This window comes from Micromonospora sp. ATCC 39149 (assembly GCF_000158815.1).
Classification (GTDB): Bacteria; Actinomycetota; Actinomycetes; order Mycobacteriales; family Micromonosporaceae; genus Micromonospora.
Genome location: NZ_GG657738.1, coordinates 2,321,976 through 2,346,213, shown reverse-complemented (window position 1 = coordinate 2,346,213; position 24,238 = coordinate 2,321,976). Strand labels below are relative to the sequence as shown.

The 24,238-nt window shown below is 72.7% G+C and carries 24 protein-coding genes; 10 read left to right on the top strand and 14 right to left on the bottom strand.

What is annotated here, in order from left to right; all coding sequences use genetic code 11:
* The first annotated feature begins 347 nt into the window (after window positions 1–347).
* The 3 genes from MCAG_RS09750 to MCAG_RS09740 all read left to right on the top strand — a co-directional run bounded on the left by MCAG_RS09750 (window position 348) and on the right by MCAG_RS09740 (window position 3,815).
* Window positions 348–2,060 carry a nitrite/sulfite reductase gene (locus tag MCAG_RS09750; protein ID WP_007072797.1) on the top strand — a complete coding sequence of 571 codons (1,713 nt, stop codon included), beginning with the start codon at window positions 348–350 and terminating at the stop codon, window positions 2,058–2,060.
* A 226-nt stretch (window positions 2,061–2,286) separates the two neighbouring features.
* The gene (locus MCAG_RS09745) at window positions 2,287–3,051 is read left to right on the top strand and encodes a phosphoadenylyl-sulfate reductase (RefSeq protein WP_007072796.1); all 765 of its coding nucleotides are present in this window, start codon (window positions 2,287–2,289) and stop codon (window positions 3,049–3,051) included.
* Window positions 3,033–3,815: a sirohydrochlorin chelatase gene (locus MCAG_RS09740; protein WP_007072795.1), complete on the top strand. Its 783-nt coding sequence runs from the start codon at window positions 3,033–3,035 to the stop codon at window positions 3,813–3,815. Before MCAG_RS09745 ends, MCAG_RS09740 begins: the two co-directional genes overlap by 19 nt.
* A 135-nt stretch (window positions 3,816–3,950) precedes the next feature.
* Here the strand turns inward: MCAG_RS09740 and MCAG_RS09735 are convergent, their stop codons facing one another.
* Both MCAG_RS09735 and MCAG_RS09730 read right to left on the bottom strand, forming a co-directional pair.
* Window positions 3,951–4,208, bottom strand: coding sequence for a WhiB family transcriptional regulator (locus MCAG_RS09735; protein WP_007072794.1), 258 nt, complete (start codon window positions 4,206–4,208; stop codon window positions 3,951–3,953).
* A gap of 450 nt (window positions 4,209–4,658) precedes the next feature.
* Window positions 4,659–5,609: a diacylglycerol kinase family protein gene (locus MCAG_RS09730; protein ID WP_036372993.1), complete on the bottom strand. Its 951-nt coding sequence runs from the start codon at window positions 5,607–5,609 to the stop codon at window positions 4,659–4,661.
* Window positions 5,610–5,652: 43 nt separating this feature from the next.
* Between MCAG_RS09730 and MCAG_RS09725 the strand changes: the two genes are divergently transcribed.
* Complete coding sequence (locus MCAG_RS09725) at window positions 5,653–6,042, top strand: hypothetical protein (protein WP_007072792.1); 390 nt, start codon at window positions 5,653–5,655, stop codon at window positions 6,040–6,042.
* A gap of 30 nt (window positions 6,043–6,072) precedes the next feature.
* Here MCAG_RS09725 and MCAG_RS09720 read toward each other — a convergent pair whose 3' ends face one another.
* The 3 genes from MCAG_RS09720 to sodN are packed head-to-tail and all read right to left on the bottom strand — an operon-like array spanning window position 6,073 to window position 7,447.
* On the bottom strand, window positions 6,073–6,480 hold the full coding sequence (locus MCAG_RS09720) for an ATP-binding protein (RefSeq protein ID WP_007072791.1): 408 nt from the start codon (window positions 6,478–6,480) through the stop codon (window positions 6,073–6,075).
* Window positions 6,481–6,512: 32 nt separating this feature from the next.
* Complete coding sequence (locus MCAG_RS09715; protein ID WP_007072790.1) at window positions 6,513–7,046, bottom strand: GNAT family N-acetyltransferase; 534 nt, start codon at window positions 7,044–7,046, stop codon at window positions 6,513–6,515.
* Window positions 7,043–7,447 carry a superoxide dismutase, Ni gene (gene sodN / locus MCAG_RS09710; RefSeq protein WP_007072789.1) on the bottom strand — a complete coding sequence of 135 codons (405 nt, stop codon included), beginning with the start codon at window positions 7,445–7,447 and terminating at the stop codon, window positions 7,043–7,045. Before sodN ends, MCAG_RS09715 begins: the two co-directional genes overlap by 4 nt.
* 25 nt (window positions 7,448–7,472) lie before the next feature.
* On the opposite strand from sodN, the gene MCAG_RS09705 reads away from it, so the two are divergent.
* The 3 genes from MCAG_RS09705 to MCAG_RS09695 all read left to right on the top strand — a co-directional run bounded on the left by MCAG_RS09705 (window position 7,473) and on the right by MCAG_RS09695 (window position 10,252).
* Complete coding sequence (locus MCAG_RS09705; protein WP_036372991.1) at window positions 7,473–7,895, top strand: S24/S26 family peptidase; 423 nt, start codon at window positions 7,473–7,475, stop codon at window positions 7,893–7,895.
* 140 nt (window positions 7,896–8,035) lie between these two features.
* A complete protein-coding gene (locus MCAG_RS09700; RefSeq protein WP_007072787.1) occupies window positions 8,036–9,214 on the top strand; it encodes an NADP-dependent malic enzyme in 1,179 nt (392 codons plus the stop codon).
* A 75-nt stretch (window positions 9,215–9,289) separates the two neighbouring features.
* Window positions 9,290–10,252, top strand: coding sequence for a Zn-dependent alcohol dehydrogenase (locus MCAG_RS09695; RefSeq protein ID WP_007072786.1), 963 nt, complete (start codon window positions 9,290–9,292; stop codon window positions 10,250–10,252).
* Between the two features lie 123 nt (window positions 10,253–10,375).
* On the opposite strand, the gene MCAG_RS09690 is transcribed toward MCAG_RS09695, so the two are convergent.
* Window positions 10,376–11,344 carry a chlorophyllase gene (locus MCAG_RS09690; RefSeq protein WP_036372988.1) on the bottom strand — a complete coding sequence of 323 codons (969 nt, stop codon included), beginning with the start codon at window positions 11,342–11,344 and terminating at the stop codon, window positions 10,376–10,378.
* Between MCAG_RS09690 and MCAG_RS32375 the strand changes: the two genes are divergently transcribed.
* Window positions 11,343–11,492 (top strand): hypothetical protein, encoded by a 150-nt coding sequence (locus tag MCAG_RS32375; RefSeq protein WP_157547974.1) that lies wholly within the window; start codon window positions 11,343–11,345, stop codon window positions 11,490–11,492. The genes MCAG_RS09690 and MCAG_RS32375 overlap by 2 nt on opposite strands.
* 49 nt (window positions 11,493–11,541) lie before the next feature.
* On the opposite strand, the gene MCAG_RS09685 is transcribed toward MCAG_RS32375, so the two are convergent.
* Entirely contained in the window at window positions 11,542–12,465 is a 924-nt protein-coding gene (locus tag MCAG_RS09685; protein WP_050777922.1) for an alpha/beta hydrolase, read from the bottom strand.
* Between the two features lie 156 nt (window positions 12,466–12,621).
* On the opposite strand from MCAG_RS09685, the gene MCAG_RS33570 reads away from it, so the two are divergent.
* Window positions 12,622–12,795, top strand: a complete 174-nt coding sequence (locus MCAG_RS33570) for a hypothetical protein (protein ID WP_007072784.1) — start codon at window positions 12,622–12,624, stop codon at window positions 12,793–12,795.
* Window positions 12,796–12,893: 98 nt separating this feature from the next.
* Here MCAG_RS33570 and MCAG_RS09680 read toward each other — a convergent pair whose 3' ends face one another.
* From MCAG_RS09680 to MCAG_RS09650, 7 genes are all read right to left on the bottom strand, one after another.
* Window positions 12,894–14,054, bottom strand: coding sequence for an acetate/propionate family kinase (locus MCAG_RS09680; protein ID WP_007072782.1), 1,161 nt, complete (start codon window positions 14,052–14,054; stop codon window positions 12,894–12,896).
* Window positions 14,051–16,117 (bottom strand): phosphate acetyltransferase, encoded by a 2,067-nt coding sequence (gene pta / locus MCAG_RS09675; RefSeq protein ID WP_007072781.1) that lies wholly within the window; start codon window positions 16,115–16,117, stop codon window positions 14,051–14,053. Before pta ends, MCAG_RS09680 begins: the two co-directional genes overlap by 4 nt.
* Before the next feature lie 80 nt (window positions 16,118–16,197).
* Entirely contained in the window at window positions 16,198–16,377 is a 180-nt protein-coding gene (locus MCAG_RS09670; RefSeq protein WP_007072780.1) for a DUF6104 family protein, read from the bottom strand.
* Window positions 16,378–16,496: 119 nt separating this feature from the next.
* A complete protein-coding gene (locus MCAG_RS09665; protein WP_007072779.1) occupies window positions 16,497–20,300 on the bottom strand; it encodes a multifunctional oxoglutarate decarboxylase/oxoglutarate dehydrogenase thiamine pyrophosphate-binding subunit/dihydrolipoyllysine-residue succinyltransferase subunit in 3,804 nt (1,267 codons plus the stop codon).
* A 263-nt stretch (window positions 20,301–20,563) separates the two neighbouring features.
* Window positions 20,564–21,376 (bottom strand): ABC transporter permease, encoded by an 813-nt coding sequence (locus MCAG_RS09660; protein WP_007072778.1) that lies wholly within the window; start codon window positions 21,374–21,376, stop codon window positions 20,564–20,566.
* Window positions 21,373–22,314, bottom strand: coding sequence for an ATP-binding cassette domain-containing protein (locus MCAG_RS09655; protein WP_007072777.1), 942 nt, complete (start codon window positions 22,312–22,314; stop codon window positions 21,373–21,375). Before MCAG_RS09655 ends, MCAG_RS09660 begins: the two co-directional genes overlap by 4 nt.
* A 206-nt stretch (window positions 22,315–22,520) precedes the next feature.
* Window positions 22,521–23,177, bottom strand: coding sequence for a hypothetical protein (locus MCAG_RS09650; protein ID WP_036372986.1), 657 nt, complete (start codon window positions 23,175–23,177; stop codon window positions 22,521–22,523).
* A gap of 209 nt (window positions 23,178–23,386) precedes the next feature.
* Here MCAG_RS09650 and MCAG_RS09645 point away from each other — a divergent pair.
* Window positions 23,387–24,238: GNAT family N-acetyltransferase (locus MCAG_RS09645; RefSeq protein ID WP_007072775.1), on the top strand; the 852-nt coding region annotated here is incomplete at its 3' end.

Genomic DNA, 24,238 nt, shown 5'->3' with positions numbered 1-24,238 from the left:
CTCCCGCACCCGGGAGGGAACCTTTCCCTGTTCGGACACTTATCCCGGCCCCGGAGCGCATCGGTGGCCCGTGATGTGGGATCACACCCGCGGCCATTGGTAGGTCCACGGCGGGTGTGGGAGCATGGTCGCATGCTTGCCGCTGTCGTCCGTCGCTTCGTGGCCCGTCGCCACGTCGACTACGGCCGCGTGCGCAGCGCCATCTGTCCGGCCCACTGACGACGCCCGACCAATCCGTCTCGGGCGCGTAGTCGCGCCGGCCGTCCGACACCGTAGTCCACGGCCCGTCCCACGGGCCGGCCGCGCGCCCGCGTCCAGAGGCACAGCAGACAACGGAGGACGCCGCGATGGCGGTCAGCAGCACCCCGGCCCGACCCGAGGCACCCACGGCACCCGTCGCGCGGGCACCCCGCCGCCCCCGTGGCGAGGGTCAGTGGGCGCTCGGCCACCGCGAGCCGCTCAACGCCAACGAGCGGATCAAGAAGGACGACGACCCGCTGAACGTCCGGGCCCGGATCGAGAACATCTACGCCCACCGCGGGTTCGCCTCGATCGACCCGCAGGACCTGCGCGGCCGGTTCCGCTGGTGGGGCCTCTACACCCAGCGCAGGGCCGGCATCGACGGCGGACGTACCGCAGTGCTGGAGCCGCACGAGCTGGAGGACGAGTTCTTCATGCTCCGCGTCCGGGTGGACGGCGGTCAGCTCACCCTGGCCCAGCTCCGGGTGGTCGCGGACATCTCCCGGGAGTTCGCCCGGGACACCGCCGACATCACCGACCGGCAGAACATCCAGTACCACTGGATCCGGGTCGAGGACATGCCGGAGATCTGGCGTCGGCTGGAGGCGGTCGGCCTGCAGACCACCGAGGCGTGCGGCGACTGCCCGCGCATCGTGCTCGGCAGCCCCGTCGCCGGGGTGGCCGAGGCCGAGCTGCTCGACCCGACCCCGGCGCTCGACGAGATCGTCCGCCGGTACGTCGGAGACAAGCGGTTCTCCAACCTGCCCCGCAAGTTCAAGACGTCGATCTCGTGGCTGGTGGACACCCCGTACGAGGCGAACGACATCGCCTTCTTGGGCGTCGACCACCCGGAGCACGGCCCCGGCTTCGACGTCTGGGTCGGCGGCGGCCTCTCCACCAACCCGATGCTGGCCAAGCGGCTCGGCGTCTGGGTGCCGCTGGCCGAGGTCCCGGACGTCTGGGCGGGCGTCGTCGGCATCTTCCGCGACTACGGCTACCGCCGGCTGCGCAGCCGGGCCCGGCTGAAGTTCCTCGTCGCCGACTGGGGCGTGGAGAAGTTCCGCGAGGTGCTGGAGAAGGAGTACCTGGGCCGCACGCTGCTCGACGGGCCCGCCCCGGCGCTGCCCGACAAGCCGGTCGACCACATCGGGGTGCACCGCCAGCGCGACGGGCGCGCCTACGTCGGGGCCGCCCCGGTGGTGGGCCGGGTCTCCGGCTCGCAGCTCGCCCGGCTCGCCGACGTGGTCGAGGCGCACGGCAGCGACCGGGTGCGGCTCACCCCGTACCAAAAGCTGCTGGTCCTGGACGTGCCCCCGGAGCGGACCAACTCGCTGGTGGCCGAGCTGAGCGCGATCGGCCTGGAGGCCCGGCCATCGGCCTGGCGGCGCGGCACCATGGCCTGCACCGGAATCGAGTTCTGCAAGCTGGCCATCGTCGAGACCAAGGCGCGCGGCGAGGAGCTGGTGGCCAGGCTGGAGGAGCGGCTGCGCGACTTCGACGCGGACATCTCCATCCACCTCAACGGCTGCCCGAACGCCTGCGCCCGCACCCAGGTCGCGGACATCGGCCTCAAGGGGCAGCTCGTGGTCGGCCCCGATGGCCGACAGGTCGAGGGCTTCCAGGTGCACCTGGGCGGCGGCCTGGGCATGGCGCAGGGGCAGACCGCCGGCTTCGGCCGCAAGCTGCGCGGCCTGAAGACCACCGCCGACGAGCTTCCGGAGTACGTGGAACGGCTCGCCCGCCGCTACCTGGCGAGCCGGACCGAGGGTGAGACTTTCGCCAACTGGGTGATCAGGGTGGACGAGGAGGAGCTGCGATGAGCGAGCGAAGCGAGCGATCCGGCAGGCTCAGCGAGTCTCGTCGTGACGCGAAGCGAAGCGAGGCGACACGATGAGTGAGACCCGATCGGCACCGTTGTACTGCCCGTACTGCGGCGAGGAGGACCTGCGGGCCGAGCGAGGCCGGGCACGGCGCATGGGAGTGCCACGCCTGCGCCCGGGTGTTCACGGTGAAGTTCACCGGCCTGCTGACCCGGGCGGTGACCCGATGAGCGCCCTGGTCTCGGCGGCCACCCTGGGGCTGGTCGGCCCCGACGGCCCCACGCCCGCCGACCCGGCCCGGCGCGGCCCGCAGGAGCTGCGGGAGCTGGCCGAGCGGGCCGGGCGGGAGTTGGAGGGCGCGCCGGCGCTGGAGATCGCGCGCTGGGCGGCCGAGACGTTCGGTGACCGGTTCTGCGTGACCAGCTCGATGGCGGACGCCGTGCTGGCCCACCTGGTTTCCCGGGTCGCGCCCGGGGTGGACGTGGTCTTCCTCGACACCGGCCTGCACTTCCCGGAGACGCTGCGGGTCCGCGACGAGGTGGCCCGCCGGCTGCCCGTCAACGTCCGGTCGATCCGGCCCCGGCTCACCGTGGGCCAGCAGGACGGCGAGTACGGTCCCCGGCTGTTCAACCGGTCCCCGGACGACTGCTGCCAGCTGCGCAAGGTCGAGCCGCTGGAGCGGGCGTTGGCCGGGTACGACGCCTGGGCCGCCGGGCTGCGCCGCGACGAGTCGCCGACCCGGGCCAACACGCCGGTGGTGACCTTCGACGCCCGCCGGGGCAAGGTGAAGGTGAACCCGATCGCCGCCTGGAAGCAGGCCGACGTGGACGCCTACGTCGCCCGGCACGACATCCCGGTCAACGAGTTGTTCAAGCGCGGCTACGGTTCGATCGGCTGCTGGCCCTGCACCCGCCCGACGAGGGCGGGGGAGGACCCCCGGGCCGGCCGCTGGGCGATGTTTGAGAAGACCGAGTGCGGCCTGCACCTCTGACCGTGTCCGGGGCCCCGGCGTCGGCGCTCGCGGCCGGCGATCCGGTGGTCCTGGTGGCGCACGGCAGCCGGGATCCCCGGGCGGCGGAGGCGACCCGGGCGCTGGCCCGGGCGGTCTGCGCCGCCCGCCCCGGCGTCGCCGTGTCGGCGAGTTGGCTGGATCACACGGCCCCGGGGCCGACGGAGGTGCTGCGGTCGCTGGCGGCGGCCGGGCATCCCCGGGCGGTGCTGGTGCCGCTGCTGCTGACCGCCGCGTACCACCGGCGGGTGGACGTCCCGGAGGCGGTCGCGGCGGCCCGGGAGTCGGGGCCACCGATCGACGTACGCGTCTCCGACGTGCTCGGCCCGGCCGACGGCGTGGTCGACGGCGCGCTGCTGGCCGGGTTGCGGAGGCGGCTGGCGGAGGCGGAGCCGGGCCGGTTCGACGCGCTGGTGCTCGCCGCCGCGGGCACCCGGGACCCCCGGGCGCGTGGCTCGGTGGGGCGGGTCGCGGCGGCGCTCGGCGCGGAACTCGGGGTGCCCTGCCGGGTGTCGTACGCCTCGGCGGCTCCGCCGGGCGTGGCCGCGGCGGTGTCGCGGCTGCGCGCGGCGGGTGCCCGGCGGGTGGTCGTGTCGGCGTACTTCCTGGCCCCGGGACTCTTCCACGACGCCGTGCTGGCGGGGGCGCGGGCGGCCGGCGCGGTGACGGTGTCCGGGCCGCTCACCGACGCCCCGGAACTGGCCGATCTGGTGCTGCGTCGGGCGGACGCCGCGTCGGCGACGTGAGCGGACGGCTACGACTCGCGGTCGGTGCGACGGCTCGGCGGTGGGCTGAAAAGGCGCGGTGCTGAGGGGGAACAGCAGAACGCCCCGACAGGTGTTGCCCTGTCGGGGCGTGGAGCTGTGGTGCGATGCGTTGGGTCAGGCGGAGTGAGCGCGCAGCACCCGGAGGCCACCGCGACGCTTGACGGCGCGCCGCTCCTCCTCGCTCATCCCGCCCCAGACGCCAGCGTCCTGACCGGACTCAAGCGCCCACTGGAGGCACTGGTCGGTCACGGAGCAGCGCCGGCAGACGGCCTTGGCCTGCTCGACCTGCAGGAGAGCCGGACCGGACGTCCCGATCGGGAAGAACAGCTCCGGGTCCTCGTCGCGGCAGACAGCATGGTGACGCCAGTCCATGGCGGCAACACTCCTCATTCTGGATGGGTGGCAGATTTTGCTTTTGGTGCTTTTCCTTTATGCGTCCGCACGCCGATGGTCACGGTTCGCGTCCATCAATTCGGCGCTGCGTGAGCAGGCTCTGGTAGCCACTGGGACCTGCTGGAACAGCTCAACACAATGAGCATGTCCAGGCAATGTCCCGGTAACTCAAGTTCGCTTGTGAATACTTTCACGAACTCACGCGATGTCAAGGGTGACGCCTAGAAAAACTCCAAGCGGTGAGCAAGCTCACGACCCCTTTGTCCGGTTTGCAGGGAGTCCTGGTTACCCGGCGTACCACAGTCGAGGATCAATATAGTACAGTCTGTGGAACATTGCTGACATTTCCGGCACCTCGCCCTCGGCGTGGCGGCCACCGCATCGACTGCGGTGTGGGGACCGCGCTCGACCAAGGGCTGTACCCGAGACCTAGCAGATTACTCTCAGTGCGGCCGGAACGGATGCGAATCTAACTTTCTCCCGCTCCCCAAGATAGTCCCCGTCGAGCTGGAAAGCCTGAGGGTGGCTCGCGGCCAGGGTGAACTCGGCCAGGTCGTGCAGCCGCAGCACCTGGCGCCCCCGAGGGTCGGGCGTCCGGGAGAAGAACTGGGTCACCGTGCGTGCGGTGCTGGCCACGCGGAGCTGTCGCATGGCGAGTACGTCGAGCCCGAGGTCGAAGGATGCCGCCGGATTCGGGTTGACCTCCCGCTCGCCCAGGTACGTCCAGGGCGCGGTGTTCTGGATGATGACCGTCGACAGTTCGCCCTCGGGCGTCTCGCCGGGCCGCTCCAGCGAGATCGTCGAGTGGCGGCGCTCCGAGCCGAGGAAGTACTGGTTGACCGTCGAGCGGAGGTAGAGCGCCGGTGTGGCGACCCGGCCGCGCCGGCGGGCCTGCTCCACCCGGTGGATGACCGCCGCGTCGATGCCGAAGCCGGCGCAGAAGGTGAAGTAACGGTCGTCGGCCCGGCCCAGCCCGATCGTCCGGGACCGCCCTAGCCGCAGCCCCTCCAGGATCATGCTGGTGCCCTCCGGCCACTCCCGGGGCAGGCCGAGCGCGCGGGCGAACACGTTGGTGGAGCCGCCGGGGACGGTGGCCAGCGCCGGCAGCCGCTCGGCGGGACTACCCCCGGTGCGGATGGTCGGCGGCTCGGCCGTCATCAGGCCGTTGACCACCTCGTTCACCGTGCCGTCGCCACCGAGCGTCACCACCAGGTCGACGCCCTCCTCGGCCGCCTCCCGGGCGAGGTCCGTGGCGTGGCCCCGCCGGCGGGTGTACCGCACCGACAGGTCGACTTCGCTGCGCAGCGCCCGGACCAGGACGTCCCGGCTGCGCTCGCTGGTGGTGGTGGCCTTCGGATTGACCACCAGGACGGCCCGCATGGGCGGCACTGTACCGCGACCCGTCCCCGGTATCGTGTCGCGCGTGACCATCGACTCGGACCGGAAGCCGACCACGCTGCGCTGGGCGGTCCGGTTGCTCCGGGCGGAGGCGGCCGCCCTCGGCCTGGTCGCCGTGTGGCTGGTCTGGGCCGACCTCACCGCCACCACCACCGATCTGCCGTCGGCGCTGCTGGTGACCGCGTTCGCCCTCGGCGGCGCGGTCGCCCTCTGGGCGCTCGGCGGTGCGCTCGACCGACACCGGGCCGGGGCCCGCGCCCCGGCGATCGTCCTACAGCTCATGCTGCTGCCGGTCGGCTGGTACATGATCCAGGGCGGCCTGGGTTGGCTCGGCGTGCCGCTGATGGCGCTCGGCCTCGGCGTCAGCGCACTGCTCGTCAGCCCGCCCACCACCCGGGCCCTCGGCCTGTCCTGACCCGAGCGGCGACGCCCGGCTCGGTGGTGGTCAGTAGCCGGAGGCGCGGCGGGTGAGCAGCGAGATGGTGGCCCGGCCGTTCGAGGCGTTCGCCGAGGCGGCGGTGGTGAGCGCCGTCAGCACCTTCCAGGCGAAGGACGACTCGGCGGGCAGCGTCGCCCCGCGCACGGTCGGCACGGTCACCTCGACGGTCAGCGCGTCCTCGGTCACCTGGAACCGGCACTCCAGCTCGGCGTCGCGGGTGGCGATCGCGAGGAGCATCGCGCACGCCTCGTCCACGGCGATCCGCAGATCCTCGATCTCGTCGAGGGCGAATTGGAGACGGGCGGCGAGGCCGGCCGTGGCGGTGCGGAGCACACCGAGGTAGCCGCCGTCGGCGGGCACCGTGAGGTGCACGATGTCGTCGTCTGTCGCTGGCTGGCCGGTCAGTTGAGTCACGCCTCATCCCCCCGGTGGGGGACTCTACCCCGTCAGGCCGACGGACGCGTGGGCGTGGCGCTCGCCGGGCCGCCCGCCTGCGCCGCGAGGGCGGTCAGGGCCGGCCCGGTCAGCCGGTACGGCACCCACTCCTCCATCAGGGACGCGCCGATCGAGGCGTAGAACCGGGCGGCCGGATTCCAGTGGATCATTGACCAGTCGAGCCGCCGGTAGCCCCGCTCCACACAGATCGCGGCCAGGGTGGCCAGCAGTTGCCGGCCGGCGCCGGTGCCCCGCGCCTCGGGCCGGACGTAGAGGTCCTCCAGGTAGATGCCGTGCACGCCGGCCCAGGTGGAGAAGTTGAGAAACCACAGCGCGAAGCCGAGCGGCCGGTCGGCCTCGTCGACGGCCACGTGACCGAAGAGCGCGGGCGCCGGACCGAACAGGGCCCCGGTGAGCTGCCCGGTGGTCAGGTGGCACTGGTCGGCGGCCCGCTCGTACTCGGCCAGTTCGTGCACCATGGCGACGACGGCCGGCGCGTCCTCGGGACGCGCCGGCCGTACCGTTGGTGTGGACCCGGGGGTCACGCCTGCTTGGTCTCCCAGAAGATCTTCGAGATCTCGTCGATCTTCTGGAGCAGCTCGTCGGCCCTGGCCGGGTCGACGCTGCCCTTGGCGCCACTGGCGCCAGCAAGCTTGGTGGCCTCGTTGAACAGGGTGTGCAGGTTCGGGTACTTCTCGAAGTGCGCCGGCTTGAAGTAGTCCGTCCAGAGCACCCAAAGGTGGTGCTTGACCAACTCGGCGCGCTGCTCCTTGATGATCAGCGCCCGGGTGCGGAACTCGGGGTCGGTGTTCGCCTGGTACTTCTCGGCGATTGCCTTGACCGACTCGGCTTCGATCCGGGCCTGGGCCGGGTCGTAGACGCCGCAGGGCAGGTCGCAGTGGGCGCTGACGGTGACGCTCGGCACGAGGATGCGCGGAAGTCGCATCGGGATCCTCCATGGGAAGTTTGCGATGATCCAAGACGACATTACTCCCTGGAGATGCTCCCCGAGCGGGGCGGAGGTGAAACCGGTGCCCGCCGACGACCCCCGAGCCGCCGACCGGCTGCGGGGACCGCTCACCGCCGTACTGGTGACCGGCCCGTCCATGGCACCCACCCTGCGCCACGGCGACGCCCTACTGGTCCGGCGCGGGGGCCGCCCGATCCGACCGGGCGACATCGTGGTCGCGGTCTTCCGCAGCCGCCCGGACCTGCTCGTGGTCAAGCGCGCGGTCCGCCCCGCAGCCGGCGGCTGGTGGGTACGCGGGGACAACGACCTGGTCACCGACGACTCCCGGGCGTACGGCGTGGCCGACGTGCGGGGCCGCGTGATCGCCCGCTACTGGCCCCGGCCGGGTCGCCTGCGCCGCCCCTGCGGCTACCCGCGGGTATGACCCTACTCACATCTCGCTGTGCCGCCGACACTATGCTCTGCAGGTGTCCGGGTGACCCCCGCACCGTGCCACCGCCGCTGGCCGCCTCACCTTGCGCCCGCGCCGGTCGCCTCGTCTGCCCGACAGATCCTGGAGTCACCATGTCTTCGTCCATCGTGGACCCCGCTGATCCCGTCTTCCAACTGCACGTCGGCGGCAAGATGGCCGTCGCCTCCACCGTCCCGCTGACCAGCCGGGAGGACCTCTCCCTCGCGTACACCCCGGGGGTGGCGCGGGTGTGCGAGGCGATCGCCGTCGACCCGGCGCTGGCCGACGACTACACCTGGGCGGGGCACACCGTCGCCGTCGTCACCGACGGGTCGGCCGTACTGGGGCTGGGCAACATCGGCCCGCGCGCGGCGCTGCCGGTGATGGAGGGCAAGGCGGTGCTGTTCAAGCAGTTCGGCGGCGTGGACGCCGTGCCGGTCTGCCTGGACACCCAGGACGTCGACGAGATCGTGGCCGTGGTGAAGGCCCTCGCCCCCTCGTTCGGCGGGATCAACCTGGAGGACATCAGCGCGCCGCGCTGCTTCGAGGTGGAGCGCCGGCTCGACGAGGCGCTGTCCATCCCCGTCTTCCACGACGACCAGCACGGCACGGCGATCGTCGTGCTCGCCGCGCTGCGTAACGCGGCCACCCTGCTCCAGCGCAAGCTCGGCGACCTGCGGGTGGCGGTCAGCGGCGCGGGAGCGGCCGGGGTGGCGGTCACCCGGATGCTGATCGCCGGGGGCGTCGACCCGGCCCGGGTGGTGGTCTGCGACTCGAAGGGGATCATCGGCCGGCACCGTGGCGACCTCACCGGCACCAAGGCTGACCTCGCGGCGGACACCAACGCCGAGGGCCGCTCCGGCGACATCACCGAGGCGCTGCGCGACGCCGACGTGCTCGTCGGCGTCTCCGGCGGCCAGATCCCCGAGGCGGCGGTGGCCGGGATGGCCCCTGGCGGGATCGTCTTCGCCCTGGCCAACCCGACGCCCGAGGTGCACCCCGAGGTCGCCGCCCGGCACGTCGCTGTCGTCGCCACCGGCCGCAGCGACTACCCCAACCAGATCAACAACGTGCTGGCCTTCCCCGGCGTGTTCCGGGGCGCGCTGGACGCCCGGGCGACCCGGATCACCGACGGGATGAAGGTGGCCGCCGCCGACGCGATCGCCGCAGTGGTGGCCGAGGCGCTGACCGCCGACGCGATCGTGCCGTCCCCGCTGGACCCGCGGGTCGCCCCCGCGGTCGCCGAGGCCGTCGCCGAGGCCGCCCGCCGCGACGGCGTCGCCCGCGCCTGACGTGCAAGCAGGGCCCCCTGTTAACGCATTCGGTATAGCAGGGGTCCCTTCTTAACACCCCCGGTCCTTGTTACGGTGCGGATCATGCGTGCCGCCTTCGCCACGAGTTTCGACGCCGACAACCCGCTCGCCGCGCTGACCGTCGGCGAGCAGCCCGAGCCGACCCACCCCGAGGACGACTGGGTGACCGTGCGGGTGCTGGCCAGCTCGATCAACCACCACGACCTGTGGTCGCTGCGCGGCGTCGGCCTCGGCGCGGACCGGCTGCCGATGATCCTCGGCTGCGACGCCGTCGGGACGGCCCCGGACGGCACCGAGGTGTTGGTCTTCCCGCTGGTCGTCGACCCGGGCGACCCGCGCGGGATATCCATCCTCTCCGAGCACTTCCCCGGCACCTTCGCCGAGCGGGTGGCCGTACCCCGAATGAACCTGCTGCCCCTGCCAGCCGGCGTGTCCGCGACGGACGCCGCCTGCCTGCCCACCGCCTGGCTCACCGCGTGGCGGATGCTGACCACCAAGGGCCGGGTCGACGAGGCCGATGCCGTGCTGGTCCAGGGTGCGGGCGGCGGCGTCGCGACGGCGGCCGTCGCGCTCGCCGTCGCGCTCGGCAAGCGGGTGTACGCGACCAGCCGCGACGCCGGCAAGCGGGAGCGCATCACGGAGCTGGGGGCGACCGCGCTGGAGCCCGGCGCCCGGCTGCCCGAGCGGGTCGACGTGGTGATCGAGACGGTCGGCGCGGTAACCTTCGAACACTCCCTGAAGTCGGCCGCGCCGATGGCGCGGATCGTGGTCTCCGGGGCGACCGCCGGGTACGAACCGAAGATCAACCTGCGGCGGGTCTTCGCCATGCAACTGGAGATCCTCGGCACCTCGATGGGTACCCCGGACGAGCTGACCGAGTTGCTGGCGTTCTGCGCCGAGTACGAGGTGCGCCCGGTGGTGGACAGCGTGGTGCCGTTCAGCCGGATCGAGGAGGCGTTCGCCCGGCTGCACTCCGGCGCGGCCTTCGGCAAGATCGTCATCGACCACACCGCGTGAGCGGCTGTTGTCCGGCGCTGGTAGCTGTTAGGAGAGGCCCTTAGCTGTTAGGAGAGGCCCTTCCTGTACCGGAAGCGTCAACTACCGGAAGCGTCAACAGGGGCCCCTCCTGCCGGTCCCTCCTCACAGCCGGTCGTCGAGGGTGGCCAGGCCGCCGCGGGTGGCCTCGTCCGGCAGCCGGCGCTTCGCCGCCGGGTCCCCGTACAGCGTCCAGCGCAGGAACTCGACGCAGGTGCCCGAGACGACCCGCAGGGCGGCGCCGTCGGTGAGCAGGGCCCGCCCGTGGTCGCCCTTCGGTAGGCTGAGCATCGCCTTGGGCCAGGGCACCTTGTCGTACGCGGCCCTGCCCGAGGCGTAGTCGACCACCTCGTCGGCCTCGCCGTGCACGAACAACTGCGGGGCGGCGGCCCCCGCGAACGCGGTGCCCACGCCCAGGCCGGTGCCGGCGAAGACCACCCCGGCGTCCAGCCGCTCGTCCCGGCCGGCCGTGAACAGGCCGATCGTGGTCACCCCGCCGGCCGAGTGCCCAGCCGCCGCCACCCGGTCGGTGGCGAGCCGGCCGCGCAGCGGGTCGCCCGCCTTCGCGTCCAGGGCGAGCACCCGGGTCAGCGCGTACGACACGTCGGCCGGCTGGTTCAGCACGTCCAGCACGTTGGTGTCGGTGCCCCGGGCGGTGTGCGGGAAGGCCGGCGCGGCCACCACGAAGCCGGCCGCCGCCCAGTGGGTGAGCAGGGTGGCGTAGTCCTCGGGCCGCCCGTTCAGGCCGTGGCTGAACATCACCACGGGGAAGCGGCCGGTCGCGGCGGTCGCGGACCGCTGCGGCGTCCCGCCGGCCGTGCCCCGGGCCGGGTACCAGACGGTCACCGGCAGCGGGCGGTCGCCGTCGCGGTTGAGCTTGAGCTGGCGTACGCCGACGGCAAAGCTCTCGCTCGGCGCGCTGCCGGCGGGTACGCGCGCAGCCGGGGTGGTCGCCTTCGGCGGCTGTCCCGGTGTGGCCTCGCGCCAGGTGGGCTCCGTGCCACCCGAGCACCCGACCAGGCCGGCGGTGAGCAGGGCGGCGGTCAGCAGGGGGATGGCACGGCGGCGGCGCATGAATCCGATTGTGCCTCGCGGGCCGGGTGCCGCCGGCCGGCACCGCACCGCAAGTCAGGGCGTGATCACCCGGGGCGTCGGGGTCGGGCCTGCGGGCGTCGACGTCGTCGCGAACGAGTTCGAGCTGCACGTCGGCCGGCAGCCGTGATCGACCAGTTAGCCCGGTCAGCTTGCCGGGTGTCAGGACTTGCCGGGTGTTAGGAAGGGGCCCTTCCTATACAAAAAGCGTTAACAGGGGGCCCTTCCTTGCAAGCCCAGGTGGTGTGGGTGGGGTGGGTGGCGTCGGCGGGGAGGCGGCGCAGCGCGGCCGGGTCGCCGTACAGGGACCAGCGCAGGAAGTCCGTCGTCGTGGCGAGGACCTGGGCGAAGCCGGGGCGGCCGGGGACCAGGTACGTCCCGTGGTCGCCCGCCGTGACGGTGAGGAACGCGGCCGCTCCGGGCGTGCGGGCGTACGCGGCCCGGCCGACGGCCACCCCGACGATCGGGTCGGCGTCGCCGTGCACGAACAGCACCGGCGCGGCCGGCCCGGCGAACGCACCGGCCAGGCCGCCCCCGGCGATCACGATGCCCGCCCGCAGCCGGGGCGAGTGCCCGGAGGTGAGCATCCCGGCGGTGGTGAAGCCGCCCGCCGAGTGGCCGGCGGCGGCGAACCGGGCGACGTCCAGGTGACCGGCGAGCGGGTCGCCCCGGCGGGCGTCGAGGCGCACCAGGTGCCGGATCAGCCGCCACCCGTCGGCCGGCTGGTGGCGTACGTCGGCGCGGGTGAACCGGGTAGCCCCGCGCCGGGTGTGCGGGTACGCCGGCGCGGCGACCACGAAACCGGCGGCGGCCCACCGGCGGGTCAGCGGGGCGTGCAGGGCGGGAAGGCTGTCCAGCCCGTGGCTGAACACGACGACGGGGAAGCGGCCGGGGGCGACCCCGTCCGGGGTGGCCGGATACCAGACGGTCACCGGCAGCGGGCGCGCGCCGCCCGGGTCGAGGGTGAAGGTGCGCACCCCGACCGGGTACGCCGTCGCCGGGGCAGCGCCGGCCGCCGGGGCCGACGCCGGGGCGGCCGTGGCCGTGCCGCAGCCGGCCAGCAGCGCCGTCATCATCGCGGCGACCAGCCGGCGTACCTGCACGCCTTCACGGTAGGCGGCCCGGCGTGCCCGGCGGCCCCGCCGTCCGGACCGCTGGCCACGCCACCCGGCCGAGGCGGCTCCGCCGATCCGGCGGTCCTGCGGCGCGTCGGCCGCGCGGGGACGTGCGGGGTGGACCGCCTTGGCTAGGGTCTGGCCATGTCTGACAAGTACGTGGATCCGAGCGGCAACACCGAGCAGTTCCGGGCCTTCGCCCACTCGCCGGAGGCCGCCGCCAAGGCCGCCCCGGCGTCCCGGGCCCCGCTGGTCGCCGGCATCGCGGTGGCCGTGGTGCTGCTGGTGGCCGCCGTCGCCTGGCTGGCGCTGAGCTGAGCGGCCGGCGGCCTGCCGGCGGCCTTGCGCACCTGCCGTGACGGTCTGCGCCGCGTAGGGTCCGCCGGCAGCGGTCTGCGCCGCATCGAGTCCGCCGCCTACGGTCTGCGTCCCGCCGGGCCGCCCCAGTCCGCCGTGGCGGCCTCGGCCACGGTGCGGGCCTCGCGGGCGATCTCACGCTCCTCGTCGGTGCCGATCACGCAGACGGCGACCTCCGCGCCCGCCGGGGAGATCACCCGATCGCCGTCGCCGTCGTTGCGCGCTGGGTCGACGGCGATGCCGAGCCGTCCCAGGCCGGCCAGCGCGGCGGCCCGGACGCCGGCCGCGTGCTCGCCCACCCCGGCGGTGAAGGTGACCGCGTCCACCCGGCCGAGCAGGGCGTAGTACGCCCCGACGTAGCCGGTGATCCGGCGGGTGTAGACGTCGAGGGCGAGCGTGGCGGCCGGGTCCCCGGCGTCGCGGCGGGCCAGCACCTCGCGCATGTCGTTGACCCCGGCGAGACCGAGCAGGCCGCTGCGGTGGTTGAGCAGGTCGTCGATCTCGTCGACGCCCATGCCGGCCTCGCGGCGCAGGTGGAAGATGACCGTCGGGTCGAGGTCGCCGCTGCGGGTGCCCATCACGAGGCCCTCCAGCGGGGACATCCCCATCGAGGTGGCCACGCTGCGCCCGCCGGCGACCGCGCAGGCGCTCGCGCCGTTGCCCAGGTGCAGGGTGATCGTGTTCAGCTCCGCGTACGGCCGGCCCAGCAGCTCCGCCGTGCGTCGGGAGACGTACGCGTGGGAGGTGCCGTGGAAGCCGTACCGGCGGATGTCGTACCGCCGGGCGGTGTCCCGGTCGATCGCGTAGGTGGCGGCGGCCTCGGGCAGGGTGTGGTGGAACGCGGTGTCGAAGACGGCGACCTGCGGCACCCCGGGCAGCGCCTCGCGGGCTACCCGGATGCCGGCGAGGTTGGCGGGGTTGTGCAGCGGCGCGAGCGGGACCAGCTCCTCGATCGCCGCGAACACGGCGTCGTCGACCAGCACCGGCTCGGCGAAGCGCCGCCCGCCGTGCACCACCCGGTGCCCGACGGCGGTCAGCCCGGTCGGATCGAGCTGGTCGAGCCCGTCGAGGATCTCCCGGACCGCCGTCTCGTGGTCGGCCGGCCCGCCGCCCGGCTCGCCGACCCGCTCGACGGTGCCCTTTCGAAGGACCTCCTCGCCGTCGTAGAGCCGGTACTTCACCGACGACGAACCGCAGTTGAGGACGAGCACCCGACTCATGACGACTCCCCGGCGGCCTGGACGGCGGTGATGGCGACGGTGCTGACGATGTCCGGGACGGTCGCGCCCCGGGACAGGTCGTTGACCGGGCGGCGTAGGCCCTGCATCACCGGACCCACGGCCACCGCCCCGGCCGAGCGCTGCACCGCCTTGTAGGTGTTGTTGCCCGTGTTCAGGTCCGGGAAGATGAACACCGTCGCCCGCCCGGCGACCGCGCTGTCGGGCAGCTTGGTGACCGCGACCCTCGGGTCGATCGCCGCGTCGTACTGGATCGGGCCCTCGACCAGCAGCTCCGGCCGCCGCTCGCGGACCAGCCGGGTGGCGGCGGCGACCTTCTCCACATCGGCCCCGGTTCCCGAGTCCCCGGTCGAGTACGACAACATCGCCACCCGGGGCTCGATGCCGAACCGGGCGGCGGTGTCGGCCGAGGAGATGGCGATGTCGGCGAGTTGGGCGGCGTCCGGGTCGGGGTTGACGGCGCAGTCGCCGTAGACGAGCACCCGGTCGGCGAGCAACATGAAGAAGACGCTGGAGGCCACCGAGACCCCCGGCACCGTGCGGATGATCTCGAAGGCGGGGCGGATGGTGGCGGCGGTGGTGTGGGTGGCCCCGGAAACCATCCCGTCGGCGTGCCCGGTGTGCACCATCATCGTGCCGAAGTAGTTCGGCTGGGCCACGATGTCGTGGGCCAGCTCGGCGGTCATGCCCCGGTGGGCGCGCAGCTTCGCGTACGCCTCGGCGAACTCGTCGCGCCACGGGCTGCCCGCCGGGTCGACGACAGACGCGCCGGCGATGTCGATGCCCAGTTCCCGGGTGCGCCGGGCGATGTCGTCGGGGCGGCCGAGCAGGGTCAGTTCGGCCACGCCCCGGCGCAGCAGGATCTCCGTGGCGCGCAGGATCCGCTCCTCGGCCCCCTCGGGCAGCACCAGGCGGCGGCGGGTGGCCCGGGCCCGGTCGATCAGGTCGTACTCGAACATCAGTGGGGTGACCCGCTCGGAGCGGCTGACCCGCAGCCGACGGGCCAGGTCGACGGTGTCGACGCAGCTCTCGAACGCGCCGAGCGCGGCCTCGACCTTGCGCGGGTGGGCCACGCTGGGCCGGCCCTCGATCCGGCTGGACGCGGCCACCGTGTCGTAGCTGTCGCTGGGCACCGAGAGCACCGCGAGCCCGGTGTTGAGCCCCTCAACCAGACGCATCGCCCTCGGGTCGGGCTGCTCGCCGAGGGTGAGCACCAGCCCGGCGACGGAGACCTGGCCGGCCACGTGCGCGGCGCTCGCCGCCACCAGCAGGTCCGCCCGGTCGCCCGGGGTGATCACCAGCGCGCCCTCGGTCAGGTGGTCCAGCAGGGTCGGCACGTGCGCCGCGCCGACGACGAAGTCGAGCACGTCCCGGCCGAGCGCGGCGTCGTCGCCGGAGAGCAGGGTCGCGCCGAGCGCCGCCGCCACCTCGGCCACCGTCGGCGCCGACACGGTCGGCACCTCCGGGATCGCGTACGCGGGGACGGGCAGGTCGGGCAGCGTCATCGGCCCCGGCACCCGGTTGGCGATCACCGCCAGCACCGTCGCGCCCAGGTCCACCAGATCGTGGTACGCCCCGCGCGTCGCCGCCGCGATCGCCTCCGGCCCCTGCCCGATGCCGTCGACCACGGGCACCACCACGCTGCCGAACTCGATGGCCAGCCGGGCGTTGAACGCCAGCTCGCGGGGGCCCGTCCCGTCCCCGCCGTCGGCGAAGTCGCTGCCCACCACGACCACCGCCGGGCAGCGCCGTTCGACGTCCCGGTACCGCTCGACGATCCGGGAGATCAGTTCCTCCCGCCGGCCGTCGGCGACCAGCGCGCTCGCCTGTGCGTACGTGGTGCCGGACAGGTCGGCCGTCGGCAGGTCCATCCGGTACCGCTCGGTGAGCAGGGCGAGGATGGGGTCGGTGCCGGTCGCGGGGACCAGCGGCCGGAACGCGCCGATCCGCTCGACCTGCCGGGAGAGCAGCTCGGCGAGGCCGAGTGCGATCGTCGACTTGCCCCCGCCGGAACCGACGCTGGTCAGATACACGCTCCGGGCCACGCCCCCACGCTACAAGATCGCACCCCTGCCCGCCCGGGTCCTTGGACCCGGGCGGGCAGGGGTGCCAGTCGTCGGCGTCGTCAGTCGTCGTCGGGGTCGTCGAGGCGGGCGAGCCAGGTGGCGAAGCGTTCGATCGGCGTCTCGAACTCGGGGTTCAGGTCCACGAAGTCGCGCAGGCGCTCGCCCAGCCACTCCACGCTCACCTGTTCCTCGCCCCGCCGCTCGACCAGTTCCTCGATGCCACGGTCGGTGAAGTACATCGGGTGCGTCCTCGTTCCGGGGCCCGCCGTGCGGCCGGGCCGGGTGGTCCGCCGACGCCAGCCGGGGCAGCGGCCCGTCGGTGACGGTCGCTGCCCCGGTGCGCGGCGGTGCGGTCAGGTCACGGGCGGGGCAGGGCCGCCTCGATCAGCTTGTTCTGCTCGACCTCGTGCATCTTGGCCGAGCCGACCGCCGGGGCGGCGGCGGCGGGGCGGGAGATGCGACGCAGCCGGACCTCGCTGAGGTGTTCCAACAGGTTGAGCGCGACGAAGCTCCACGCGCCCTGGTTGGCCGGCTCCTCCTGCACCCAGGCGAAGTCCTCGGCGTTCGGGTACTGCGCGAGCGCGGCCCGGATCTCCTCGACGGGCAGCGGGTAGAGCTGCTCCATCCGGAGGATCGCGGTGTCGGTGACGCCCCGCTCGGCGCGGGCCTGGAACAGGTCGTAGTAGACCTTGCCCGAGCAGAGCAGCACCCGCTTCACCCGATCCGGGGCCGGGGCCGCCTGGTCGGCCAGCACCGGGGCGAAGGTGCCCGTGGTGAAGTCCTCGACGCCGGAGACGCAGAGCTTGTGCCGCAGCAGCGACTTCGGCGTGAACACCACCAGCGGCTTGCGCTTCGGCGACAGGGCCTGGCGGCGCAGCAGGTGGAAGTAGTTCGCCGGGGTGGTCGGGACGGCCACCCGCATGTTGTCCTCGGCGCAGAGCTGGAGGAACCGCTCCGGGCGGCCGGAGGTGTGGTCCGGGCCCTGGCCCTCGTGGCCGTGCGGCAGCAGGAGGGTGACGGCGGAGCGCTGGCCCCACTTCACCTCGCCGGAGGAGATGAACTCGTCGATCACCGACTGCGCGCCGTTGACGAAGTCGCCGAACTGGGCCTCCCAGCAGACCAGCGCGTTGACGTTCTCCACCGAGTAGCCGTATTCGAAGCCCATCGCGGCGTACTCGGAAAGCAGCGAGTCGTGCACGAAGAACCGGGACCGCTCGCCGTCGGCGGTGAGTGACTTCAGCGGCAGGTAGTCGTCGCCGGTGCGCGCGTCCACCACCGAGGCGTGCCGCTGCACGAACGTGCCCCGGCGGGAGTCCTGTCCGGCGAGGCGGACGGTGACCCCGTCGTGCAGCAGCGAGCCGAACGCGATGATCTCGCCGTAGCCCCAGTCGATGTTGCCCTCGACGGACATCTTCGCCCGCCGGTCGAGTAGCTGCTGGATCCGCTTGTGCGGGGTGAAGCCCTCCGGCAGGTTGGTGTGGGCCTCGCCGACGGCCTTGACGACCTCGGCGCTGGTGGCGGTCTTCACCTGCGGCTCCGGCTCGTCCTCGCGGGGCGGCCGGGCCGCCTGCTTCGGCGCGGAGGCGGCGTCCCGGGTGGCCTTGAAGACCCGCTCAAGCTGTGCCTGGTAGTCGCGCAGCAGCTCCTCCGCGTCCTCCACGGTGATGTCGCCCCGGCCGATCAGCTCCTCGGTGTACAGCTTGCGGACCGACCGCTTCGAGTCGATGATCTTGTACATCTGCGGGTTGGACATCGACGGGTCGTCGCCCTCGTTGTGCCCACGCCGGCGGTAGCAGACCATGTCGATCACGACGTCCTTGTTGAACGCCTGCCGGTACTCGAACGCCAGCCGGGCGACCCGGACCACGGCCTCGGGGTCGTCGCCGTTGACGTGCAGGATCGGGGCCTCGATCATCCGGGCCACGTCGGTGCTGTAGAGGCTGGAGCGGGAGTGCTCGGGGGCGGTGGTGAAGCCGACCTGGTTGTTGACCACCACGTGCACCGTGCCGCCGGTGCGGTAACCGCGTAGCTGCGACAAATTGAGCGTCTCGGCGACCACACCCTGCCCGGCGAAGGCGGCGTCACCGTGCACCGCCAGCGGCAGCACCGTGTACCCCTCCAGCTTGAGGTCGATCCGGTCCTGCTTGGCCCGGACGATGCCCTCCAGCACCGGGTCGACGGCCTCCAGGTGCGACGGGTTGGCCACCACCGACACCTTGACGGAGTGCTCGCCGTCGGGGGTGGTGAACTTGCCGTTCTGGCCGAGGTGGTACTTCACGTCGCCCGAGCCCTGCGTGGAGCGCGGGTCGAGGTGCCCCTCGAACTCCGAGAAGATCTTCTCGTACGGCTTGCCGACGATGTTGGCCAGCACGTTGAGCCGGCCCCGGTGGGCCATGCCGATGACGACCTCGTCGAGCCCCGCCTCGGCGGAGGACTCCAGCACCTCGCCGAGCAGCGGGATCAGCGACTCGCCGCCCTCCAGCGAGAAGCGCTTCTGGCCGACGTACTTGGTCTGGAGGAAGGTCTCGAACGCCTCGGCGGCGTTCAACCGGTTGAGCACGTGCTTCTGCTCGTCGGAGGTGGGCTTCTCGTACTTGCGCTCGATCCGCTCCTGGATCCAGCGCCGCTCCTCCGGGTCCTGGATGTGCATGTACTCCACGCCGACCCGGCGGCAGTACGAGTCGCGCAGCACGCCGAGGATGTCGCGCAGCTTCATCCGCTGCCGGCCGGCGAAGCCGTTGACCGGGAAGACCCGGTCCAGGTCCCACAGGGTCAGCCCGTGCTGGAGGACGTCCAGGTCCGGGTGCTTGCGGATCTTGAACTCCAGCGGGTCGGTGTCGGCCATCAGGTGGCCACGCACCCGGTACGCGTGGATCAGTTCGTGCACCCGCGCGGTCTTGTTGATCTGGCCCTCGGAGTTGACGGCCACGTCCTGCATCCAGCGCACCGGCTCGTACGGGATGCGCAGCGAGGTGAAGATCTGGTCGTAGAAGCCGTGCTCGCCGAGCAGCAGCTCATGCATGACCTTGAGGAACTCGCCGGACTGCGCGCCCTGGATGATCCGGTGGTCGTACGTGCTGGTGAGCGTGATGATCTTGCTGACCGCCAGCTCGGCGAGGGTGGCCTCGCTCATCCCCTGGTACGGCGCCGGGTACTCCATCGCGCCCACGCCGATGATGGCGCTCTGCCCGGTCATCAGGCGCGGGATCGAGTGCACCGTGCCGATGCCGCCCGGGTTGGTCAGCGAGATCGTGGTGCCGGAGTAGTCCTCCATCGTCAGTTCGTTGCGGCGGGCGCGCCGGACCACGTCCTCGTACGCCTGCCAGAACTGCCGGAAGTCCATCGTCTCGCAGCCCTTGATGGACGGCACCACCAGGTTGCGGCTGCCGTCGGGCTTGGCCAGGTCGATCGCGATGCCCAGGTTGACGTGCTCAGGACGGACCATCGCCGGCTTGCCGTCGACCTCGGCGAAGGAGTTGTTCATCTCCGGGTGCTCGACGAGCGCCCGGACCATCGCGTACCCGATCAGGTGGGTGAAGCTGACCTTGCCACCGCGCCCGCGGGCGAGGTGGTTGTTGATCACAATCCGGTTGTCGACCAGCAGCTTGGCCGGGACGGCGCGCACGCTCGTCGCGGTCGGCACGCCCAGCGAGGCGTCCATGTTCTGGACGATCTTCGCGGCGACGCCGCGCAGCGGGGTGGTCTGCGGGCCGGCAACGGCCGGCTTCGCCGGTGCGGCCTTGGTGGCCGGCGTGGCCTTCGCGGGTGCCGTCTTCGCGGCGGCCGGGGCCGGGGCGGGCTTCGCGGCCGGTGCGGCGGGCCTCGCGGCCTGCTCCGTCCCGGACGCGGCCGGCTTCGGCGCGGCGGGCTGCGCGGCCGGGGTCTTCTCGACGGGGGCCGGCTCGGCCTTCTTGGCCGGCTGGGCGACGACGGCGGCGGCCTCCTGCTGCCCGGCAGGCTCCGGCGTGCCCTTCGCGCCGTGGCCGTCCGGGCGCGGTGTGGCGGCACCCGGTGCCGGACGGTAGTCGGCGAAGAAGTCGTGCCAGGCCGAATCGACGCTGCTTGGGTCGGCGAGGTACCGCTGGTACATCTCCTCGACGATCCACTCGTTCGGGCCGAAACCCGCCAGTGGGTTCTCCTGCGAAGTCTGCTGGGTCGACACGGCCGGTAATCGCCTCTTTCACGCGGGTTTGTGTGTCACGCGGTGTCCGTCGTCGCCCCGATTGAGGGGGCGGGCGGGGACGGCTCCCAGGCTACGCCGTAGGAATACGCTAGGCATTTCCGGCTCCGGCCCGTGGTCGGTTTCACAGAAGATGCCAGAAGTTCGGTCAGCGCTGCGTGTTGCGTTGACGACCGAGCGGAGGCGGCCTGCCCCGCCGCGACGGGTCGCCGCGGCGGGGCAGGTAACCGCCCTCTGGGGGTCGGTCAGGAGATGTCTCGCCTGCGCGTGATCAGGACGCCGATGATGCCGCTGGTCAGGGCATACGCCATCAACACCAAGGCGCCGACCCACCAAGCGGCAGCCATCTCGGACTCGCCTCCGCTGATCATGATGGTGGACGCGGCAGCGGGCCAGATCACCTGCCACTTGACCACTGCCATGTTGTCCAGCCAGTTGGCAAGTAGCAGGAAGAGCACGCCCACTACCTGAGTACCGACCAGGTATAGGACGGAGGCCGTGATCACTGCGCCAAGCTGGTTGGTGATCAGCGTGCCGATACCCACCCCGAGGACGGTCCAGATCGCGTACGCGAGCAGGTTGAGTAGCAGCGCCCGTTGAACCTCCCACTCGCCGAGCTGGGTGCCGTGGTCGTTGAGCGCAAGGAACATCGCACCCGCGCCCAGGTCGATCAGCGTGGTCACCAGCCAGAACGCGAAGCCCAGCGTGCTTGCGGCGAGGAGCTTGCTGACGATCACCGAGGTGCGTCGGGGCGTGGCCAGGAAGGTGGTGGTCGCGGTCTGGTGGAAGAACTCGTTGGTGACCATGAGAATGCCAATGAGCATTACGAACATCAGGCCGAGGTACTGGCCGGAGGTGTAGATGTTCGCCGCCTGCGCCTCCGGGGACGCGGCGTCACCGTTGAGTCCGACATTCTCGCCATTGCCGCTTAGCGCCTGACTGGCGATCCAGGCGTTCAGTGCGAAGGCCAGGACGATGGAGAGGAACGCCCCGATGGCCAGCAGCCACCACGTGTTGGTGGTGCGGATCTTGATCAGCTCGGATCGGACGAGGTTCATCGGATGCCCGCCTTTCCGGCCGTCAGCTCCAGGAAGACCCGCTCCAGGTCGGGTCGCTCCGGGGTCAGTTCGTGCAGCTCCACTCCGGCGGCCAGGGCGACCTTGCCGATGGCCGGGGCGTCCGCCCCACTGACCAGCAGCACGCCGTGCTCGCCGGTCTCCACCGTCGCCGACTGCTTGCGCAGCGCCGCGACCAGCTCGTCGGCCTGCGGGGTGCGTACCCGTACCCGGCCGTCGCTCTGCGCCATAGAGCCGAGCACCTGCTCGACCGGCCCCTGCCGGACCAGCTTGCCGGCCGCGATGATCACCACGTCGTCGGCGAGCAACTGCATCTCCGACAGCAGGTGACTGGAGACCAGCACCGTACGGCCCTCGATGGCCAGCCCCTTGAGGAAGCCGCGCATCCACCGGATGCCCTCGGGGTCGAGCCCGTTCGCCGGCTCGTCGAGGATAAGCACCCGGGGATCGCCGAGCATCGCGGCGGCGATGCCGAGGCGCTGCTTCATGCCCAGCGAGTAGCCCTTGAACTTGCGCTTCGCCGCCGGCGTGAGCCCGACCAGGGCCAGCGCCTCGTCGGCGCGTGACTTCGGCAGGCCGGCCGCCGCGCAGATCACGCGCAAATGGTTGAGGCCGGTGCGGCCCTTGTGCGCGCTGGACGCCTCCAGCACCGCGCCGACGTGGCGCAGCGGGTCGGCCAGGTCCGCGTAGCGGTGGCCGCCGATGGTCGCCGTGCCGCCGGTCGGGGTGACCAGGTTCAGCAACATGCGCAGCGTGGTGGTCTTGCCGGCGCCGTTGGGGCCGAGGAAGCCGGTGACCCGCCCCGGTTCGACCGTGAACGACAGATTGTCGACCGCCCGGACGTTCTTGTACTGCTTTGTCAGGCCGGACACCACGATCTGACCGCCGCCGGTTCTGGGGCTTCGCTGCCCGTCGGACATTGCTCTCCTCCCGTGCGCGGCGCGCGGAGCGCGCCGACGTGTGTGGCGCGGTTGCGCACGCGCCGTCGCACAGCCTGGCAAGGCCGCGCAACCAGGTCAATCAGGTGCGATACCTACGCTCGTCTCCATCTCAGGCAGGAGCAGGTCCTCCCCAGGGACGAAGCCGTCCCCGGCCGGTGTGCGGCGGGGCTGCTCCCGGCCGCTTGTCACGCCCCGGACAGGGCGATCCAGGCGGCCACGGCCCGGCCCAGCAGCCGGCCGTCCGGGGCGTACAGGCTGGTCCTGACCACCGCCTTGCGTCCCCGCGTGCCGTCGGCCACGCCGGTCACCACGCACTCGTCGCCGGGGGACGGCAGCCCGTCCAGCACGGCGGCGATCCGGCCCAGCACGTACGGCCGGCCCGGGCCGATCACGGCCCAGCCCCCGGGGCAGTCCAGCGCCGCCCAGACCGTGGCGGTGCTCACCTCGCCCGGGGCGGTGAACGGCGCGGCGGTCCGCCCGTCCGGCAGCGGGCCGGGGAAGATCCGCAGCCCGTCGGTCCGGTCCGGCCCGCAGACGAAGCAGCCGGGGAACGGATGGTCCACCAGCCCCGGGTACGCCGCCGAGGCGGCCCGCGCCGTGTCGGCGTCCACCGGGGGCACCACCTGCGGAACCTCGTCGACGCCGCGCACCTGGGCGATCAGCCCGCCGTCCGGGTCGCGGACCTCGCCGCCGTCGAGGGCCAGCGGGGTCTCCAGCGGCGGCGGCTGCCGCAGCGTCACCTCGACGACGCCGCCGAGCCCGGACGCGGCGGCGAAGACACCGGCACACCAACCGCCGTTGCCTGATCCGGGCGGCCCGTTGAATCTCGCGGGGATGATCACGCGCACCTCCTCCGCGCAGCCTCGCACGCCCGCCCGCTGTGCAAGGAAGGGCCCCTTGTTAACGCCTGCGGTATAGAAGGATTCTCTTCTCGCCGTCCGGCCGGCTGGCCAGACGGCCAGGGTGCGGGTGGAGAGCCTGCCCGGTGGCGTTCACCGGATCGACACCGGTCGTCCCTGCTGGCGGCATCCGGGGCACCTACACAGTGCTCATGGCCGTTCTGCCCATCGCTGGCGTTCCCCTGACGACCAGCGGATACACCGTGTCGATCGCCGACGACCCCCGCCAGGTCGCGGCCGCGCAGCGCCTGCGCCACGACGTCTTCGCCACCGAACTCGGGGCCACCCTGCGCCCCGGGCCGGCCGGCCTGGACGCCGACGACCTCGATCCCTACTGCGACCACCTGATCGTCCGCGAGGAGCGCACCGACGAGGTGGTCGGGACGTACCGCCTGCTGCCGCCCGGACGGACCACCCGCCGGTACGCGGAGGCCGAGTTCGACCTGACCGCGCTCGACCCGCTCCGGGACGTCCTGGTGGAGGCCGGCCGGTCCTGCGTCCACCCGGACCACCGCTCCGGCGCGGTGATCAACCTGATGTGGACCGGCATCACCCGCTACCTGCACCTGCGCGGGTCGCGCTGGCTGGGCGGCTGCGCCTCGGTCCCGGTCGAAGACGGTGGGCGGCTCGTCGCCGGCGTCTGGGACCATGTCCGGGCCCGGCACCTGGCCCCGCCGCCGCTGCGGGTCCGGCCGCTGCGGCCATGGTTCGCCGAGCCGCGGGTAGCCGCCCCGCCTGTGGTCGGCCCGCCTCTGGTCGGCCCGCCTGCTGCCCCGCCTGTCGTGTCGCCGCCGGCTGCCAGCCCGCCGGTCGCGGGGCCGGCCGTCCCCGGCGCCCCGGCACCGGCCGGCCGGGCCGTGGTTCCGCCGCTGCTGCGCGGGTACCTGCGGCTGGGTGCCTGGGTGGCGGGCGAGCCGGCGTACGACCCGGACTTCCGGGTCGCCGACTTCTACGTGATCCTCTCGCTGGACCGGGATGACCCGCGCTACCTGCGTCACTTTCTC

Bases quoted from the DNA above. Each gene is read 5' to 3' on its own strand.
- MCAG_RS09735 (WP_007072794.1), bottom strand. From the start codon at position 4,208: ATGGACTGGCGTCACCATGCTGTCTGCCGCGACGAGGACCCGGAGCTG.
- MCAG_RS09700 (WP_007072787.1), top strand. From the start codon at position 8,036: ATGTCTTCGTCCATCGTGGACCCCGCTGATCCCGTCTTCCAACTGCAC.
- MCAG_RS09660 (WP_007072778.1), bottom strand. From the start codon at position 21,376: ATGAACCTCGTCCGATCCGAGCTGATCAAGATCCGCACCACCAACACG.
- MCAG_RS09680 (WP_007072782.1), bottom strand. From the start codon at position 14,054: ATGAGTCGGGTGCTCGTCCTCAACTGCGGTTCGTCGTCGGTGAAGTAC.
- MCAG_RS09730 (WP_036372993.1), bottom strand. From the start codon at position 5,609: ATGCGGGCCGTCCTGGTGGTCAATCCGAAGGCCACCACCACCAGCGAG.
- MCAG_RS32375 (WP_157547974.1), top strand. From the start codon at position 11,343: ATGAATCCGATTGTGCCTCGCGGGCCGGGTGCCGCCGGCCGGCACCGC.
- sodN (WP_007072789.1), bottom strand. From the start codon at position 7,447: ATGCGACTTCCGCGCATCCTCGTGCCGAGCGTCACCGTCAGCGCCCAC.
- MCAG_RS09750 (WP_007072797.1), top strand. From the start codon at position 348: ATGGCGGTCAGCAGCACCCCGGCCCGACCCGAGGCACCCACGGCACCC.
- MCAG_RS09690 (WP_036372988.1), bottom strand. From the start codon at position 11,344: ATGCGCCGCCGCCGTGCCATCCCCCTGCTGACCGCCGCCCTGCTCACC.
- MCAG_RS09670 (WP_007072780.1), bottom strand. From the start codon at position 16,377: ATGTACTTCACCGACCGTGGCATCGAGGAACTGGTCGAGCGGCGGGGC.
- MCAG_RS09655 (WP_007072777.1), bottom strand. From the start codon at position 22,314: ATGTCCGACGGGCAGCGAAGCCCCAGAACCGGCGGCGGTCAGATCGTG.
- MCAG_RS09705 (WP_036372991.1), top strand. From the start codon at position 7,473: ATGATCCAAGACGACATTACTCCCTGGAGATGCTCCCCGAGCGGGGCG.
- MCAG_RS09745 (WP_007072796.1), top strand. From the start codon at position 2,287: ATGAGCGCCCTGGTCTCGGCGGCCACCCTGGGGCTGGTCGGCCCCGAC.
- MCAG_RS33570 (WP_007072784.1), top strand. From the start codon at position 12,622: ATGTCTGACAAGTACGTGGATCCGAGCGGCAACACCGAGCAGTTCCGG.